Source organism: Methanogenium sp. S4BF, assembly GCF_029633965.1.
Taxonomy (GTDB): Archaea; Halobacteriota; Methanomicrobia; order Methanomicrobiales; family Methanomicrobiaceae; genus Methanogenium.
On sequence record NZ_CP091277.1, the window covers coordinates 391,987 to 406,602 of the forward strand.

At 54.5% G+C, this 14,616-nt stretch carries 16 protein-coding genes; 6 read left to right on the forward strand and 10 right to left on the reverse strand.

Features of this window, described 5'->3' with window-relative positions:
• Positions 1 to 45 precede the first annotated feature (45 nt).
• Positions 46 to 549: an ACT domain-containing protein gene (locus tag L1S32_RS01940; RefSeq protein WP_278155698.1), complete on the forward strand. Its 504-nt coding sequence runs from the start codon at positions 46 to 48 to the stop codon at positions 547 to 549.
• A 252-nt stretch (positions 550 to 801) separates the two neighbouring features.
• Here the strand turns inward: L1S32_RS01940 and L1S32_RS01945 are convergent, their stop codons facing one another.
• The 5 genes from L1S32_RS01945 to L1S32_RS01965 are packed head-to-tail and all read right to left on the reverse strand — an operon-like array spanning position 802 to position 3,695.
• Positions 802 to 1,290, reverse strand: a complete 489-nt coding sequence (locus L1S32_RS01945; RefSeq protein ID WP_278155699.1) for an HDIG domain-containing metalloprotein — start codon at positions 1,288 to 1,290, stop codon at positions 802 to 804.
• A complete protein-coding gene (locus tag L1S32_RS01950; protein ID WP_278155700.1) occupies positions 1,290 to 1,808 on the reverse strand; it encodes a transcription factor in 519 nt (172 codons plus the stop codon). The genes L1S32_RS01945 and L1S32_RS01950 overlap by 1 nt, the downstream gene beginning before the upstream one ends.
• Positions 1,802 to 2,887 (reverse strand): ATP-grasp domain-containing protein, encoded by a 1,086-nt coding sequence (locus tag L1S32_RS01955; RefSeq protein ID WP_278155701.1) that lies wholly within the window; start codon positions 2,885 to 2,887, stop codon positions 1,802 to 1,804. Before L1S32_RS01955 ends, L1S32_RS01950 begins: the two co-directional genes overlap by 7 nt.
• The gene (locus L1S32_RS01960) at positions 2,884 to 3,408 is read right to left on the reverse strand and encodes a tRNA (cytidine(56)-2'-O)-methyltransferase (RefSeq protein ID WP_278155702.1); all 525 of its coding nucleotides are present in this window, start codon (positions 3,406 to 3,408) and stop codon (positions 2,884 to 2,886) included. Before L1S32_RS01960 ends, L1S32_RS01955 begins: the two co-directional genes overlap by 4 nt.
• Positions 3,408 to 3,695, reverse strand: coding sequence for a hypothetical protein (locus tag L1S32_RS01965; protein ID WP_278155703.1), 288 nt, complete (start codon positions 3,693 to 3,695; stop codon positions 3,408 to 3,410). Before L1S32_RS01965 ends, L1S32_RS01960 begins: the two co-directional genes overlap by 1 nt.
• Positions 3,696 to 3,792: 97 nt before the next feature.
• On the opposite strand from L1S32_RS01965, the gene L1S32_RS01970 reads away from it, so the two are divergent.
• Positions 3,793 to 4,182, forward strand: a complete 390-nt coding sequence (locus L1S32_RS01970; protein ID WP_278155704.1) for a hypothetical protein — start codon at positions 3,793 to 3,795, stop codon at positions 4,180 to 4,182.
• Between the two features lie 7 nt (positions 4,183 to 4,189).
• Here L1S32_RS01970 and L1S32_RS01975 read toward each other — a convergent pair whose 3' ends face one another.
• The 3 genes from L1S32_RS01975 to L1S32_RS01985 are packed head-to-tail and all read right to left on the reverse strand — an operon-like array spanning position 4,190 to position 6,785.
• Positions 4,190 to 4,897: a UPF0280 family protein gene (locus L1S32_RS01975; RefSeq protein ID WP_278155705.1), complete on the reverse strand. Its 708-nt coding sequence runs from the start codon at positions 4,895 to 4,897 to the stop codon at positions 4,190 to 4,192.
• Positions 4,894 to 5,280: a 4Fe-4S binding protein gene (locus L1S32_RS01980; RefSeq protein WP_278155706.1), complete on the reverse strand. Its 387-nt coding sequence runs from the start codon at positions 5,278 to 5,280 to the stop codon at positions 4,894 to 4,896. Before L1S32_RS01980 ends, L1S32_RS01975 begins: the two co-directional genes overlap by 4 nt.
• On the reverse strand, positions 5,277 to 6,785 hold the full coding sequence (locus L1S32_RS01985; RefSeq protein WP_278155707.1) for a homocysteine biosynthesis protein: 1,509 nt from the start codon (positions 6,783 to 6,785) through the stop codon (positions 5,277 to 5,279). The genes L1S32_RS01980 and L1S32_RS01985 overlap by 4 nt, the downstream gene beginning before the upstream one ends.
• Before the next feature lie 143 nt (positions 6,786 to 6,928).
• On the opposite strand from L1S32_RS01985, the gene L1S32_RS01990 reads away from it, so the two are divergent.
• The 4 genes from L1S32_RS01990 to L1S32_RS02005 all read left to right on the forward strand — a co-directional run bounded on the left by L1S32_RS01990 (position 6,929) and on the right by L1S32_RS02005 (position 11,413).
• Positions 6,929 to 7,645 (forward strand): Nif3-like dinuclear metal center hexameric protein, encoded by a 717-nt coding sequence (locus tag L1S32_RS01990; protein ID WP_278155708.1) that lies wholly within the window; start codon positions 6,929 to 6,931, stop codon positions 7,643 to 7,645.
• Entirely contained in the window at positions 7,632 to 7,916 is a 285-nt protein-coding gene (locus L1S32_RS01995; protein ID WP_278155709.1) for an SWIM zinc finger family protein, read from the forward strand. The genes L1S32_RS01990 and L1S32_RS01995 overlap by 14 nt, the downstream gene beginning before the upstream one ends.
• 69 nt (positions 7,917 to 7,985) lie before the next feature.
• Complete coding sequence (alaS, locus tag L1S32_RS02000; RefSeq protein ID WP_278155710.1) at positions 7,986 to 10,730, forward strand: alanine--tRNA ligase; 2,745 nt, start codon at positions 7,986 to 7,988, stop codon at positions 10,728 to 10,730.
• Positions 10,727 to 11,413, forward strand: coding sequence for a helix-turn-helix domain-containing protein (locus L1S32_RS02005; protein ID WP_278155711.1), 687 nt, complete (start codon positions 10,727 to 10,729; stop codon positions 11,411 to 11,413). The genes alaS and L1S32_RS02005 overlap by 4 nt, the downstream gene beginning before the upstream one ends.
• A gap of 1,089 nt (positions 11,414 to 12,502) precedes the next feature.
• Here the strand turns inward: L1S32_RS02005 and hisH are convergent.
• Positions 12,503 to 13,108: an imidazole glycerol phosphate synthase subunit HisH gene (gene hisH / locus L1S32_RS02010; RefSeq protein WP_278155712.1), complete on the reverse strand. Its 606-nt coding sequence runs from the start codon at positions 13,106 to 13,108 to the stop codon at positions 12,503 to 12,505.
• Positions 13,083 to 14,495, reverse strand: a complete 1,413-nt coding sequence (locus L1S32_RS02015) for a phosphoadenosine phosphosulfate reductase family protein (protein ID WP_278155713.1) — start codon at positions 14,493 to 14,495, stop codon at positions 13,083 to 13,085. The genes hisH and L1S32_RS02015 overlap by 26 nt, the downstream gene beginning before the upstream one ends.
• Positions 14,496 to 14,616: the final 121 nt, after the last annotated feature.

Consider the following 14,616-nt stretch of genomic DNA (forward strand, 5'->3'; position numbering starts at 1 on the left):
TGAAGATGAGTGGTATTTTTAAGAATCAGGTTGAATTCTATCTTAATGTGGGCAAAGATACTGAATACATTCAGTGATTCACCTTCCCAGGCGCAGGTCGCACGATTCCTTCTGGAAAACGGTCTTGGCATCAATGAACGGGGCCGTGTCACGGTTAATGGCATAGAAATTCCTGCAACCCATCTCTCAAAGGAGATCGGTACTGACCGCCGTGTCGTCGACGCCACCGTGAAGCGCATCTTATCTCTTCCTGCCATATCTGAAATCTTCCTTAACCTTCGGGCCACGCCGGATGTCAGCCGTATCGCAGAGTCCCTCGGCCTCACCGTGATCACTGTCATGCCGGATGATGCCGCACAGAAGGGTGTGGTGGGTGAAACCGTGAAGGTACTCGCCGACCATGATATTTCCATCCGGCAGATCTTTGTCACCGACTCCCACCTCTCAGAAGATCCGAAGCTGGTCATCGTGGTGGATGAGGCACTCCCTGCGGCAGTATATGAGGCCCTGCGTGCCCTGCCGCAGGTCAGAAAACTTATTCTTGAATAAATTCGCCTTTTTTAAAAAACGATCCGCCGTAAGGCCGGTCCCCCTTATTCTGGGGATAATTTTTCAGAAATGAAGATATTTTGCACGGACATCAGTACATTATTTTATCTTCGGTCCTGTTTTTAGACAATGGCACGAAGCAGGGTGACTCACCGGTGAGACAGCGTCTTATTTCCATCATGGCTGTCTGTTATATCCCTGTATATACAGCACCGGCAGAAGGTTCGGAACACAAAACCTGATACAGAATCTTCAGAGATTTTCCACATCATCGGCAAGGGCCGCGATACGCCTGAGAATATGCTCCGGAAGTGTGCCCGCGGCAGTTTCCAGCCGTTCTTTGATGGAAATAACCGTGGTGCCCCTGACCCGGTTGTCTGCATGGGCCACAATCTTTTCTTCGGGGGTCTGCGGGACACAGTCAATCGGCCTGAGCCCCTCGGCCTCGCACTCCTCTGCGGTAAGCCCGGCGCCGATGTGGCATTCAACAATGCGTGCCACCTCCTTGGGCAGACCGTATGCACGGCAGATATCAGCCCCGATTTGGCCGTGGGCAAGCGAATGCGTCTGTGACCTGCCGATGTCATGCAGGGCTGCACCCCAGGAGACCAGCTCCCTGTCCACCGGGCGTGAGGCGGCGTACTGGCAGGCAAGGTCATGCACCACATGACAGTGGGCAATAACATTATCCGGGCACCCGGCCCGGTGAAGAAATAAAAACGGGTCTTCTGATGGGAGCATCAGACTTTGCCCAGTGTAGCCCTCATCGCAGCAACGCGCGTTTTGAGTGCATTGAGAAGAAGTTCGTTATCAAAGTGCTCCATGTGCATCCCGCACTGGCAGGTGAACTCTACGGCGAGTGCGTCATTGAACGTATAGACGATACCGCAGGTATTGCAGATGAAGAAGTCATTTTCGTCTTCATACAGTTCCCGAGCGGCCAGTTTCTCGAATGCCTCCTCCATATCCTCGGTGAGGGCATCGTTCAGGTTGTCCAGCCTGAGTTTCCATTTATAGGTGAGCCAGCCGGTCTCCTGATTCTTTTCCCGTCGGTATTGGGCGAGGCGCTTTCCATAGAGTGTATACAATGTATTTCTGACGGAATTGAGGTTGATTCCGGTCTCTTCAGCCAGTTCCTCATCGGTCTTTTCAATTGTACGGTCAAAGTTTTCCAGAAGGGTCAGCCCTTCTTCTCCCACCATCCGGATCAAATAAGCACGGACCGCAGGATTATCCAGCACGTCTATCTCCTCTACCATCTGCTCATATATCTGTATACTCTGGTAATAGTCTTATCCAAGGCAGCGAGTGCTTCTGCCTCATCTGCACCGCGGCCATAGACGCTCAGAACAGCCCCTCCCTCTTCAATCTCGGTTCCGACCCACGGGATGTCTGCAATGTCCGGATGAAGTGACTTCAGGTCATCTGTGACCACACAGTCGCGGTCTGCAAAGATGATGGAGCGCACAGCAGTCATCACGGGACCCGGCCGGGAGGCGGGAAGGATGCCGGATGCCGCGTTGCGGTGCATCTCAAAGATATTTGCACCCGTACTCATCTCCACAATGTCAAGCGTCGCCTGGAAGCGCGGGTTGATTTCAATGGTCCGGATGCCGTCGTCGGTCAGCATGAAGTCGATGCCCAGTGAGCCGATACACCCGCTTTTTGCAGCAATATCTTCTGCGAGCGTGAGAATGCTCTCCCTCTCCGCTGGCTGAAAGGGTGTAACAGCTCCCGCAAATCCAAATCTGCGTTCCCCTTCCCCGCCGCGGTTAAACTGGCGGTTCAGGCTCAGCGCCCGTGCGGACGTGCCGTCAGCAATGCACGAGACACTGCAGGGGATGCCTTCCACCGGCATCTGCCGGATATACGGGGTGTCCGGCCAGCAGTCCGTCCATGCCGCCTCGTCGTCCGGTGAGGCCGCAAACGTATTGCGCCAGCCGCCCGCGCCGGTGTCCGGTTTAATAAAGGCGGGATACTCGCCTTCGGGAAGAAGGGGGGGCACGGGAAATCCATGCTCCTCAAAGAACTGCTGGATGCCTGTCTTGGTGCAGAATCGTGCTGCCACATCGCGTGGTGTCCCGCAGACGGTGCGCCCGAGATCCATGTCCTCTGCGCCGGAGGTGGTCACGATGCAGTCAAAGGTATAGCGTGAACAGAAGTCGGTGATGTGCTCCGGCAGTTCGGCCAGTTCTTCAAAGGTCTGGTGTTCTTTTGTATACCAGGTGAGGTCCTGGTCACAGAAATGGTCGATGGCACAGACCTCATAGCCCGCAGCATACACAGACCTGACCACATGGCGGGTTGCAAACCCAGCAACGAGAACCCGGCCTTTCAACTCTCAAACCTCTTGCCGCGTTCGGACGGGATAATCTGCATCTCCGCATCAGGATATTCGCGGTTCAGTTCATTTCCGTCAAAGAGCCTGTCCATGATGAGTGCGAGGCTTGATATCTCTGAATGGGGCTGTGTCGTGACCGAGATGTTATAGTCCGCAAGTTCATAGATCTCTGAAGGGACCTTTTCTGCGCCGACGACTACCAGCACCTTTTCGTAATCTTTTATTTCACCGATGGCATCGGTCATCCGCAGGCCGTACATCGTCAGGTGAACGACAATGCCGCCTTCATCCTTCCATTCCCGGATGACCTTCTTCCATGCGGCATTATTCTCGACAAAAAAGTCGCCGCCCCAGCGTGCGGCGACATCGGTCACCGACCTACGCACGCCGTCATCGTTTGCTGCAAGGTACATGCCTTTTGCCCCCAGTGCCCGGGCGGTAAGTGCTACATGGGTGGTTACCCGCTGGTCACGCTCCGGGCGATGCCCCAGTCGCAGGACCCGTACATCCGACACCATTATTTCTCCTCCCCCTCCGTCCGGACTTTAATGACACCGTTTTCCATATACATCGGGGAATCCTTCATTATCCGTTCCAGTTCAGCGGTGAGAAGAATTTCATGCAGGGATTTTATGACCCATGCGTCATCCTTTCGGGAGATCAGCCGGTATCTCTCCAGCCGCTCCAGTGATTCTTCTGCAACACTTTCTTCCGTTCCTGCCATCATGCAGAGCTCATCCAGGGTTATTGCGGATTTTTCTGCAAGAATATGGTATATCTGCCAGTCTCTCTCTTCTGAACGCACATTGAAAGGTTACCCGGATGCGGGCATATAGTTTTTTACCGTTTCATGATGCAACAACAACAGAAGTGAAATTTGAATGCGTACAGGCAGGTGAGATATGACCGATTATTTTGAACTGGCAGAGCTTGCCGACAGGATACTAACTATATGTGATGATGATGTGGAGGAGCTGGTATCTGTCCTTGATGAACTTGAGGAAGGCGTCAGAGATGAACTGCTGGTCTCTGATTTTCTGAATGCCTATCAGGTGTTCTGGTATTTCTTCCGGTATGAGCCTGATATTCTTGCGGCAGAACGCCTCATGCTCTCGTCTGCGTCATCACTTTTACAGGGGGTGCTGATTGAGGAGCGCGACATCTATGAGATTTTGTTCCGTGTCGCGGATGGCCGCCCTGAGATGTTTGTCACAGATGGTGAGGAGGTGCTGATGGTCTTTCAGGGTACGAATGCATACCGGGACGCAGCAGAGTGGGTGGACAATACCTGATCTGTCGTTATATGCCTGCGGTAATCAGGCTGGTGTCGACGGATGCCTGCACGATCTCCGGAAGTGTGCCCCACCGGCAGAACGTGTCCCCTGCGATAACGCAGATGCCGCAGACCCCTGTGAGGTCACGCGCCTGAAAGAAATCATCTGAGCATTCGGTGAAGTCGTTGCACAGGGACGTCGCCCAGGCATCTGCCAGTGACACATTCCGGGAGAATACGGTCACGGCATCGGCTGTTCCAAATGAGACCGACGGCCCTACCGTCGCAGAAGAGGTGCAGATGCCAAGGATGGCATCCTGCGGCGGAACGCGAAAGGCAAGTTTCCCGGAGAAGGGGGAGGTGCCTGCATGAATGCCGATGGTGACATTACGGTCTGCAATGAGGGCGATGTCGCCCCCGTTATCGATCACGGCAAAGGCAGCACCCGCATCCTGCATTGCTTCCACGCCGTACCATGCAATCGTTCCTGCGACGGCGGCCATCGGACCGACTCCTGCAGGTTCTGATGCAGCAGTCATCCGCCGTGCCGCCGGAGAGGACACGTTTGTCGGGTACGGCTCATACGTTGACCCAAAAAAAGGATCCCGGAGTATTTCACGCTCCAGTTCACTCCGGGCGTCCACCATTGCAGTTTTGGCTGCTTCGATATGTGCCTCCTCTTCTGCGAGGATGGTGGTGATGGTTGTCCGGTACTGGAAATGCTCACGGATCATGGGAGGAGTGAGAGTGCCTGGTGGGGGCAGGCATCCACACATTTGCCACAGAGGACACACTTGGAGCTGTCAATGCAAAGCGTCCAGGTCTCATTAAAGGAGAGCACATCCTGTGGGCAGACACTGATACAAGCGCCGCAGTTCACACATTCGGACTCGTCCCTGATGACCGAATCCTCCATCTGTTTCACGCGGGCGCCTGCCTTCTCCATCGCATCAGTGATGATCTTGGTTTCCTTGTCAGGGATGTCGATTAAGAGTTCACCCTCGTTTGACTCGATAAATGCCCGTTCGACATTGATGAGCACACCGGTGTCTTTCACGGTCTGTGCTATGAGGGGCTGTTTGACGCCTTTCCGGGAGAATGTGACCAGGAGTTTCATCGCTTCCACCCCCGTTCAAAGAGTTTCCCCAGATCTATTGCCGAAAGAATTCCGACCAGTTTGCCGTTTTCGTCTACAACCGGCAGAGCACTGATATTGTTACGCTCCAGCTTATGGGTGGCGACATCTACTGCCTCTGTCGGGGATGTATATACCACCCGTTTCGTCATGATGTCGCACACCTTTTCTCCTTTCCCACTGGATGCCACGGCCTTGGAGATGTCGAAGGTGGTGACAATGCCCACCAGCCGGTTTGCATTGTCAAGCACCGGCAGGTGATTGGTCTCTCCCCTGAGCAGCCGTTTTGCCGCGGTCTGGATGCTCTCGTCTTCACTGATGGTGACGAGACTGGTGTTCATGATGTCGCGGACCTGTGGTGTACGTGCCCGGTCGCGCATCGGGTGTGATGTTTTCTCCGTGTTCATCCTGCGGGTGGGGAGGGCAAGCTGCATTTTTCCGCTCTCGACCCACGACTTCAGCTCATCTGCGACTTCAAGCGCTTTTTTGTACGAAGAGAGAGATGACGTCTTCACCTCCTCTCCGTCCAGCTCTACATGGCCGCTCTTCAGTTCGGCATAGGTGACTTCACGCAGCGTTGGCCGGTTCCTGTTTGGGACGCCGTAATCAGCGATGGAGGTCTTCAGGTCTTCATCTCGGACAGCTGTCCGGCGCACCACCTCTTCATCGAGCACCGGTATCGGGACCCCGAGGCCGACATACAGCGTGCTGTTATATCCCTTGAATGTGGCGGCCCGGAGGAAATTGGTTGACATGTCATTCATATTTCCTGTCGTCATGAGAGTGCCGAAACCATTGCCGGGAGATGCCTGGGTGCCCTCCCCGATGATCATGCCCTCGGCGCCGCAGAGAAATATCGGGACGCCGCTGCCGATGATGCGCAGGTTGGGGTCATTGGGGATGGGGGAGAGGCATCCTGCACCGGAGTAGGAGATATTTCCTGCATTGGGGAGCAGGGTGCCCATATAGGTATAGAGAGTCCGGTCAGTGGTGTTTGAGGCCGCCACATATGACTGATATGAGTTGCGTGGATTGACCATGGTGGCCTGGTTCATATCTTCAATGGTCAGTTCAATCTCCAGTGTCTTCCGGGGATAACAGTCCGTTCCCTTTGACTGCGCCCGTAATCGGACTGCATTTCCTGCGACGAGGTCTTCGAGTACATGGGCGCCGCCGTATGAGATGCCCTGTGTCTCTGATTTCTGTGTGGCACCAAGGTATGCGTCCACTGCCGCGATGCCTGCATATGCCTCCACTTCGTTCATCCACACCTTCTCCATCCGGATCGGGGGGTCTGAATGGCCGAAATTAAAGAATGCACCGGAGGAGCACATGGCGCCAAATGTGCCGGTTGTCACCACGTCTACTTCCCTGAGTGCGCCCTCCACACCCAGTTCATCAACGATGTCCGGCATCTGGTCTGCCCTGACTGCCCGGGCATTGCCATCGCGAATGCGGGTGTTGATGAGGTCAATGGTTTTTTCCATGCATCATTATATGATATGGTGCATAATTAATGCTTGCATTTATTACTTGCAGTAATTTTACAATTTGCCTGATCATTTTATCTGCCTCTCTCTCACCGCCCGATCCATACCTTTATTCCTGGTCGTTTCTCTACGTATTCGCTATGCAGATTGCTGATTTTATTGCAATGCTTGAAGAGATTGCACCGCCGGAGCTTGCAGAGGAGTTCGATGGTGGAAGAATCGGCCGTATTATTGAAGGGCATGATGAGGTGAATTTGGTGTGCTGTGCTCTTGATGCGACACTCCCGGTGGTCAGGGCAGCGGTCGCAGAGGGGGCCGATATGCTTGTCGTGCATCACACCCCCATATGGAGTCCCCTCACCCGTATAGGTGGAGAGTCCGGGCAGATCATCCGGACGGCCCTTGCCGGAGGGCTGAATGTGTATGTCATGCACACCAACTTTGACCATGCACCGGGCGGCATCAATGATGCACTGGCGGACGTACTCCATCTCACCGGAGTCGAGCCTCTTTCACTGGGTGTCATCGGTACCCTCGTCCATTCCCTTGATGAAGTGGCCGACCTTTTGGGTGCACCTCTCCGGGTGTACGGGGATGTACATGTGCCCTGCCGTCTTGCGGTTGCCGGAGGCTCCGGATTCTCCACCGACCTCATCTGTGAGGCAGAGGCACGGGGGGCAGAGGCCTTCCTCTCGGCTGAACTGAAACACAGTGTCCTGCGTTCGTCGGGGATATCTCTCATTGAATCCACCCATTATGCTACCGAAGCGCCGGGGATGCGGATGCTTGCAGAACGGATGGGGTGGACTTTCCTTGAGGATATTCCTGTAATGGTGCAGACTGATGGGCGGCAGTGACGCAGAAGAGGTGACAGCAGAGGTCTGCCGCCTCTATGGCGCCAAAGGTGAGAAGGCGGTTTTGGCTGCAAAAAACGGACGGGTAATACAGTACCGGGACTTTTGTGTAGTGATTGGCACCACTGACACCTATGTGGTGGATGAGGATTTCTGCACCTGTGGCGATTTCACATACCGGGGGTTGCAGTGCTGGCATATTCTTGCGTTCAGGACGGCAAAAGCGCTGGGAACGATTGCACTGCGTGACGAATGGTACCAGGATCTGATCTGAAAACCGGGAGAAACAAACACTATATGACATCCCGTGGTGATTATTATAATCAGGTTACAGTGATTACCCATGCTCGAGGAAGAATATCAGCTTGAATATTTCAGAGAGAACGGCCTGGTCAGGAAAATATGCAAGGCCTGCGGTTCAGCGTTCTGGACACGGGACCCTGAGCGTGAATACTGTGGCGATGCACCGTGTGAACCTTATTCATTCATCGACAACCCTGTCTTCTCTCCTCATACCATCGACGAGATGCGTGAAGCATATCTGAGCTTTTTTGAACAGAACGGGCATACCAGAATCGGTCGCTATCCGGTTGCAGCCCGCTGGCGTGATGATATATATCTGACAATCGCATCCATTGCCGATTTTCAGCCGTTTGTGACCAATGGTGAGGTCCCTCCGCCTGCAAATCCCCTGACGATATCCCAGCCCTGTATCAGGCTCAATGATCTTGATTCGGTGGGACGCTCAGGCCGCCATCTGACCACCTTTGAGATGATGGCGCATCACGCGTTCAACACGGACGAAAATGAGATCTACTGGAAGGATGAGACCGTCAGCCTCTGTGATCGGTTTCTCGCATCGGTCGGGGCTGACCTGACCCGGGTGACCTACAAGGAGCACCCGTGGATCGGCGGCGGCAATGCCGGCCCCAGTGTGGAAGTGCTGATCGGCGGGCTTGAAGTGGCCACCCTTGTCTTTATGAGCATGACGAAGCGTGACAATGGCAGGCAGCCGGTTGACATGGAGGGCGTCCCGTATTATCCGATGGACCTCAGGATTGTTGACACCGGATATGGTCTGGAGCGTATGGTCTGGGCATCGCAGGGCAGTCCTACGGTGTATGACGCCGTCTTCCCCGAACTTATCAGCCGTCTGATAGAGTCATCAAAACTGACCTATCTCCTTAAAAACCCTGAGTTTACCCGTATTCTCGCGCTGAATGCTAAGTATGCAGGGCTCATGGATATCACCGGCTCCAATCTCTATGAGATGCGCAAAACAGTGGCAGAGAATATCGGTGTGCCGTACCAGAAACTGCAGGATATGATTGCTCCCATTGAGCGTATCTATGCGATTGCCGACCACACCCGCTGTCTTGCCTTTATGCTCGGCGACTGTATTGTGCCGTCCAATGCACAGGAAGGCTACCTCGCCCGTCTGGTGCTCAGGCGGACCCTGCGGATGATGAATGAGATTGGCATGGAGGAAAACCTCGCTGACCTCATTGAATACCAGATGCAGACCATCGGCCTCAGCTCCTTTGAACAGGAGATCAGTGTTGTGCGGGAGATCATCAAAAATGAGGAGGAGAAATATGCCGTCACGATGGAGCGCGGCGGCAGAATCGTCCAGAAGGCCGCGAAATTCTATAAAGATAAGGACCTGCCCATTCCTCTTGATGAACTGATTACGCTCTATGACTCCCATGGCATCCCGCCCGAGATTGTGCGTGAAATCGCAGATCAGGAAGGCGCAGGCGTGGACCTGCCGGATAATTTCTATTCCCTGATAGCCGATGTGCATTCGGAATCTGAGGATTCCGGGAATGCGGAAGATCCGTATGCGGCAATCCGGGAGAGAGTGGAGGCGATGCCTGCCACGAAGATGCTGTATTATGATCTCCCGCAGGCGACCGATTTTGATGCAATCGTGCTTGATCAGTTTGATGAGTATCTGGTGCTTGACCAGACGCTCTTCTACCCGGAGGGTGGTGGCCAGCCGGCAGATGTCGGTAAAATTGTCTCGGAAGAGGGTATCAGCAAGGTTGACCACGTGGTAAAGATCGGGGATGTCATCTTGCATCATATCACCGGTGAATCCCTCAAACGCGGAGAGCATGTCAAGGGCGCTGTTGATGAGGAACGCCGGAAGACGATGATGCGGCACCACACCGCAACCCATGTCCTGCTGCATGCCGCTAAAGAGGTGCTTGGCCCGCATATCCATCAGGCCGGCGCCCAGAAAGGAGTCGAGAGTTCACGCCTTGACATCCGGCATTTCCGTCACGTCAGCGAAAAGGAACTCCAGCGTATCGAGGATGCCGCAAACCGGCTGGTGTTAAACGACATTCCGGTCCACATCGGATGGGAGGACCGGACCACAGCGGAGCAGAAATACGGGTTTGATCTGTACCAGGGCGGTGTGCCGCCGGGTGCCCGCATTCGTATTGTCCGTGTGGCAGGCGATGTGCAGGCCTGTGCCGGCACCCACTGCATCAGCACCGGCCAGATTGGATCCATACGGATTATGCGTCTGGAGCATGTGCAGGATGGTATTGAACGCCTTGAGTTCTCTGCAGGTATGGCTGCTGTTGCCTACAACCAGTGGCTGGAAGGGCTGGTGGATGCATCGGTTGCGACCCTGAGTGTTCAGCGTGAGAATCTCCCCTCATCGGTTGACCGGTTCTTCACCGAGTGGAAGGAGCAGAGGAAGGACATCGAGCGCCTGCAGAAGAAGATCGCCGAACTGGAGATGGCCAGTATTCCGGTGGAAGAGATTGCGGGTGTGAATGTCACGATTCATGCGGTTAGCGCCTCACCCAAAGAAGTTGTCTCGATGGCAACCGCGTATGCAAATGAAGGAGGCGTTGCCCTTCTCGCAGGCACTGCCGGGGATCGGGTCCATATTGTCGTCGCATCCGGTGTCGAAAGAATAAACGCCGGTGAAATTGTGCGCCAGGTATGCGGCATACTTGGTGGAAAAGGAGGTGGGAAACCATCTCTTGCACAGGGAAGCGGTGCCTCGGCAGAGGGCCTTGATGAGGCACTTGCCGTCGGGCGCCAAATGATTGTTGAGCAGCTGGAATGACCGAAGAGGGTGTGCTTGTCCTTGAGCCCGGCGATGAACGGGCAAAGAAGATCGGAAAGGCCATGGCCAGTGAGACGGCAAGTGATCTCCTGTCTGCTCTTTCCGAAGATGAGCTCACGCTCTCGGAGTTGTCTGAACGTCTCGGCCAGCCGATAACGACCCTGAAATACCAGATCGAAAACCTGCTGGATGCGGGGCTTGTTGATATTGTGCGCACCCGCTACAGTGAGAAAGGCCGGGTGGTAAAGGTCTATGGTGTGCGCCAGCAGGTCGTCATCATGTCTCCCGGAAAGGCAAATCTCCGGGATTTGCTGCTGAAATATACGTCTCTGTTTGCCCTGATAATCTGTGCGACGCTCGTGCTGCTTGCGCTGGCGCCGACATTCACCTTCCTGTCCGGCGACGGGCAGATATCAGGGGCGGGAATCGCTTCCGATGATGCACGGGCACTGGTGACAACATTCTCTGCAGAAGAGGCGGAAGCAGGGGCAAATGCGCAAAAAGACGGTTCTGTCTCCACTCCGGCACCGGTCCCGGCCCCCGTGGCGGCACAGATGGCAAAGGGGTATACGCCCCCGCAGATTGCACCGAATATCCTTGCGGTGACCTTTTTCACCGGCGGGTTTGTGGTCATTTTCCTCATGCTCCTCCTTGAACTGATGGCGATGTACCGCAGACAGTGATCGTTCCTTATTTTTCCTTTTTTTGCATCGTTTTGCGGAGGTTCAGTGATCGTGTTTTTCCTGCACATTGCGCAAGGGGAGAGGGTTTTCTGTTGTTGTTGGTGAGTTGGATAGATTTCCCAAAGTCAGGGGATTCCCCCCGACAGCCCATCATTGTGATGAGTCCTGTACGGGATGGTGCGTTGAATGGATAAAGAGTGAGTATTAAAAATCAGCATTGAATCCGTTCTATTTTTACTGGTGCTCCTGGTGCAATCCGTACAACACCCATCCCTTGAACCGCCTTCCCCCTGAGGGGGGAGGAGGAGCACGGCCTAGGCCGTGCGGGAGAGGGGGTTTCTGTTGTTGTTGGTGAGTTGAATAGATTTTCCCACAGTCAGGGGGTTCCCCTGGGAGCCCCCCCATTGTGATGAGCCCGGTACGGGATGGTGCGATGAATGGATAATGAGTGAGAATTAAAAATCAGCATTGAACCCGTTCTATTTTTACTGGTGCTCCTGGTGCAATCCGTACAACACCCATCCCTTGAACTGCCTCCCCCTGAGGGGGAGGAGGAGCACGGTCTTGGCCGTGCGGGAGAGGGGGTTTCTGTTGTTGTTGGTGAGTTGAATAGATTTTCCCAGAGTCAGGGGGCTCCCCTGAGAGCCCCCCATTGTGATGAGCCCTGTACGAGATGGTGCGTTGGGTGGATAAAAAGAGGTAGAATTATAAATCAGCGTTGAACCCGTTTTATTTTCAAATGGTGCTCCTCGTGCAACCCGTACACCGCTCCATCCCCTGAACTGCCTCCCGCCTTGAGGGGTGAGGAGGAGCACGGCCTTGGCCGTGCGGGAGAGGGAGTTTCTGTTGTTATTGATGGGTTTTCTCTCTTTCCCACAGTCAGGGGCTCCCCCCGACAGCCCCCCAATGTGATGCGTCCTGTACGGGAGGTGTGTTGGGTGGATGAAGAGTTAGAACTAAAATCGGATTTGAACCATTTTCTTATCAAATGAAAATGCCGGTGCAACCAGGACGCCGCCGTTCCCCCGAAACTTCCCTCCTCCTGAGAAGGAAAAAGGGGGCCGGCACTGAAAAGGCGGCCGAAGGTAATCAGAGCAGGCCAATGAAATTTTTCAGGATGGCAAGCCCGGTGTCGCCGCTCTTCTCCGGGTGAAACTGAACACCATAGACATTCCCGTTCCAGATTGAGGATGCAAACCTGCAGATATAGTCTGTGGTGGTGAGGGTGTGCTCGGGGCCGGTCTTTGCGTAGAATGAGTGAACAAAATAGACGTAGCTCTCCTCCGGGATGCCGTCAAAAAGAGGGGAGGGCTGTTCAATGTGGATGGTATTCCATCCCATGTGGGGAATTTTCATGCCAGGGGTCTTCTCAAAGGGGAGGACCTCTCCGGGGACGAGCCCCAGCCCTTCATGCAGGCCGAATTCCGTGCTGCGTTCAAGAAGCATCTGCATCCCGAGGCATATGCCTAAGACCGGCCGGTCCTGGGCATACTGGCAGAGTGCTTCACGAAGAATCCCCAGCTTTTCCATCCCTTCGGAAAAGGCGCCCACTCCGGGGAGGACAACACCGTCACATTCCGTCATGAGAGCGATATCCTTTGTAATTACCGGTGTGGCCCCGGCCTTTTCCATCCCGCGGCTTACACTCCGGAGGTTCCCTACTCCGTAATCAAGTATAGCTACTTTCGTCGTCATCCTCGTTGTCTCCCCGCTTGCGCCAGAGAGCCTTCTCCACCCAGATATCTGGAAGGTCATGCTCTTCTTTGTATTGATTCAGTGCGTCTTCCCACCGCTGCCATTCCTCCGGGTAATCCTGCATGATGAGGCGGAAGGTCGCCCAGTCGGATGACGGGCACATAAAGCACCCGATACGGTCTATTCTGCGTGAATACAGGATATTATACGGCGCATTCTCGCGGAAGATATAGAGCCAGACATGCAGTGCCGTCCAGTGCTGAATGGGTGATGCGGAAAGCTGCGATGGAATATTGTGGCTCCTCCAGACACGCGGGCTCTTCATCCGTTTATAGGACTCGTATTTCCGCTGCCCGATAAATGAGAGGCATTCTCCCCATGTCTCTTCAATAAGCTCCTTTATGGGCTGGAGTTTGCAGACTTTGCAGCACCACCGTGCATCGACTGCTGGCGGCCCCTCGCGTTCCATTACCTCCCAGAAGCGTGAAGCGGTCTCTGTCCGAAGGACCTCAAGGCCATAGTGGTCTGCCACCTTCTGCACGTTCTCGTAGGTTTCCCTGAATTCAAGACCGGTATCGGCAAAGAGGAGGGGGAGCTTCCCTGCGGCCTTCATGACGACCAGAAGTGTTGCAAGGCTGTCTTTTCCGCCGGAGTAGGACACATTTGCCGGCAGAGGATTCGTCTCCATCGTACGCCGGACAAAGGTGACTGCCTCATCCTCGATACCGGCGAGGATCCGCTCATTGGCGGTGAGTGTGTCTTCCCATGTCTTCTCCGCCGGGACACAGGCGACCGGTTTAATCTTGCGTGTCCGTGCGATGGTGCCGCGTTCCATCGTCTGTGCCTCTTCAGCAGAGACCTTCGCCCTGCCGACACCGATGCAGCGCCCGTCCGGTATCATGATGAATACCTCGTCACCTGCTTCGACGTGCTCTTCGATGCTGATGAGACCGGGTGCGAGGACAGACGCCCCTTTGGTCCGGATAGAGGTTTCCGCACCCGGGTCAACCACGACATACCGCATGGCGGGAGTCATGTAGAGAGCAGCGGCAGGGCGGGGCATGGCCTCCCACCGCTCCTCATCCGGATAAAAGCGGATGGCGCCAACGACGGCGCCGCCCATGATGATCTCTTCCATCCGGTCAATATCCGGTACTTTGTTGAGAATAGCGACATGCCCTTCGGGTATCAGGTCTGCACCAAAATGGTCACGGTATACCTGATTGATGTGGGTGATGTCGTCATCAAACGCCGGCCTGATGTCGCCTGGAGGGGTGAGCGCCACCTCCCGGGTCGGTGTGTCACAGCTGCATTTTTTACCCAGTACAGGTGTACCGCAGGTGTCACACCAGTGAAGATGATTTTTGCCAAGATATGATAGGCGCATTCCTCAAATGTTTCTTCTGTGTGCTAAAAAAATGGCTGGTATCTGCACTGCATGTCATACCAGTTTCAAAAGAGTTAATCATACCTGATTGCAAACTGTACTGCGAATCCATGTGGTAATC

Excerpts from the sequence above, each read along its gene's own strand:
- L1S32_RS01980 (WP_278155706.1), bottom strand. The coding sequence starts at position 5,280 with ATGAAACTCCTGGTCACATTCTCCCGGAAAGGCGTCAAACAGCCCCTC.
- L1S32_RS01995 (WP_278155709.1), top strand. The coding sequence starts at position 7,632 with ATGGGCGGCAGTGACGCAGAAGAGGTGACAGCAGAGGTCTGCCGCCTC.
- hisH (WP_278155712.1), bottom strand. The coding sequence starts at position 13,108 with ATGACGACGAAAGTAGCTATACTTGATTACGGAGTAGGGAACCTCCGG.
- L1S32_RS01975 (WP_278155705.1), bottom strand. The coding sequence starts at position 4,897 with ATGATCCGTGAGCATTTCCAGTACCGGACAACCATCACCACCATCCTC.
- L1S32_RS01945 (WP_278155699.1), bottom strand. The coding sequence starts at position 1,290 with ATGCTCCCATCAGAAGACCCGTTTTTATTTCTTCACCGGGCCGGGTGC.
- L1S32_RS02015 (WP_278155713.1), bottom strand. The coding sequence starts at position 14,495 with ATGCGCCTATCATATCTTGGCAAAAATCATCTTCACTGGTGTGACACC.
- L1S32_RS01985 (WP_278155707.1), bottom strand. The coding sequence starts at position 6,785 with ATGGAAAAAACCATTGACCTCATCAACACCCGCATTCGCGATGGCAAT.
- L1S32_RS02005 (WP_278155711.1), top strand. The coding sequence starts at position 10,727 with ATGACCGAAGAGGGTGTGCTTGTCCTTGAGCCCGGCGATGAACGGGCA.
- alaS (WP_278155710.1), top strand. The coding sequence starts at position 7,986 with ATGCTCGAGGAAGAATATCAGCTTGAATATTTCAGAGAGAACGGCCTG.
- L1S32_RS01970 (WP_278155704.1), top strand. The coding sequence starts at position 3,793 with ATGACCGATTATTTTGAACTGGCAGAGCTTGCCGACAGGATACTAACT.
- L1S32_RS01990 (WP_278155708.1), top strand. The coding sequence starts at position 6,929 with ATGCAGATTGCTGATTTTATTGCAATGCTTGAAGAGATTGCACCGCCG.
- L1S32_RS01940 (WP_278155698.1), top strand. The coding sequence starts at position 46 with ATGTGGGCAAAGATACTGAATACATTCAGTGATTCACCTTCCCAGGCG.
- L1S32_RS01960 (WP_278155702.1), bottom strand. The coding sequence starts at position 3,408 with ATGGTGTCGGATGTACGGGTCCTGCGACTGGGGCATCGCCCGGAGCGT.
- L1S32_RS01950 (WP_278155700.1), bottom strand. The coding sequence starts at position 1,808 with ATGGTAGAGGAGATAGACGTGCTGGATAATCCTGCGGTCCGTGCTTAT.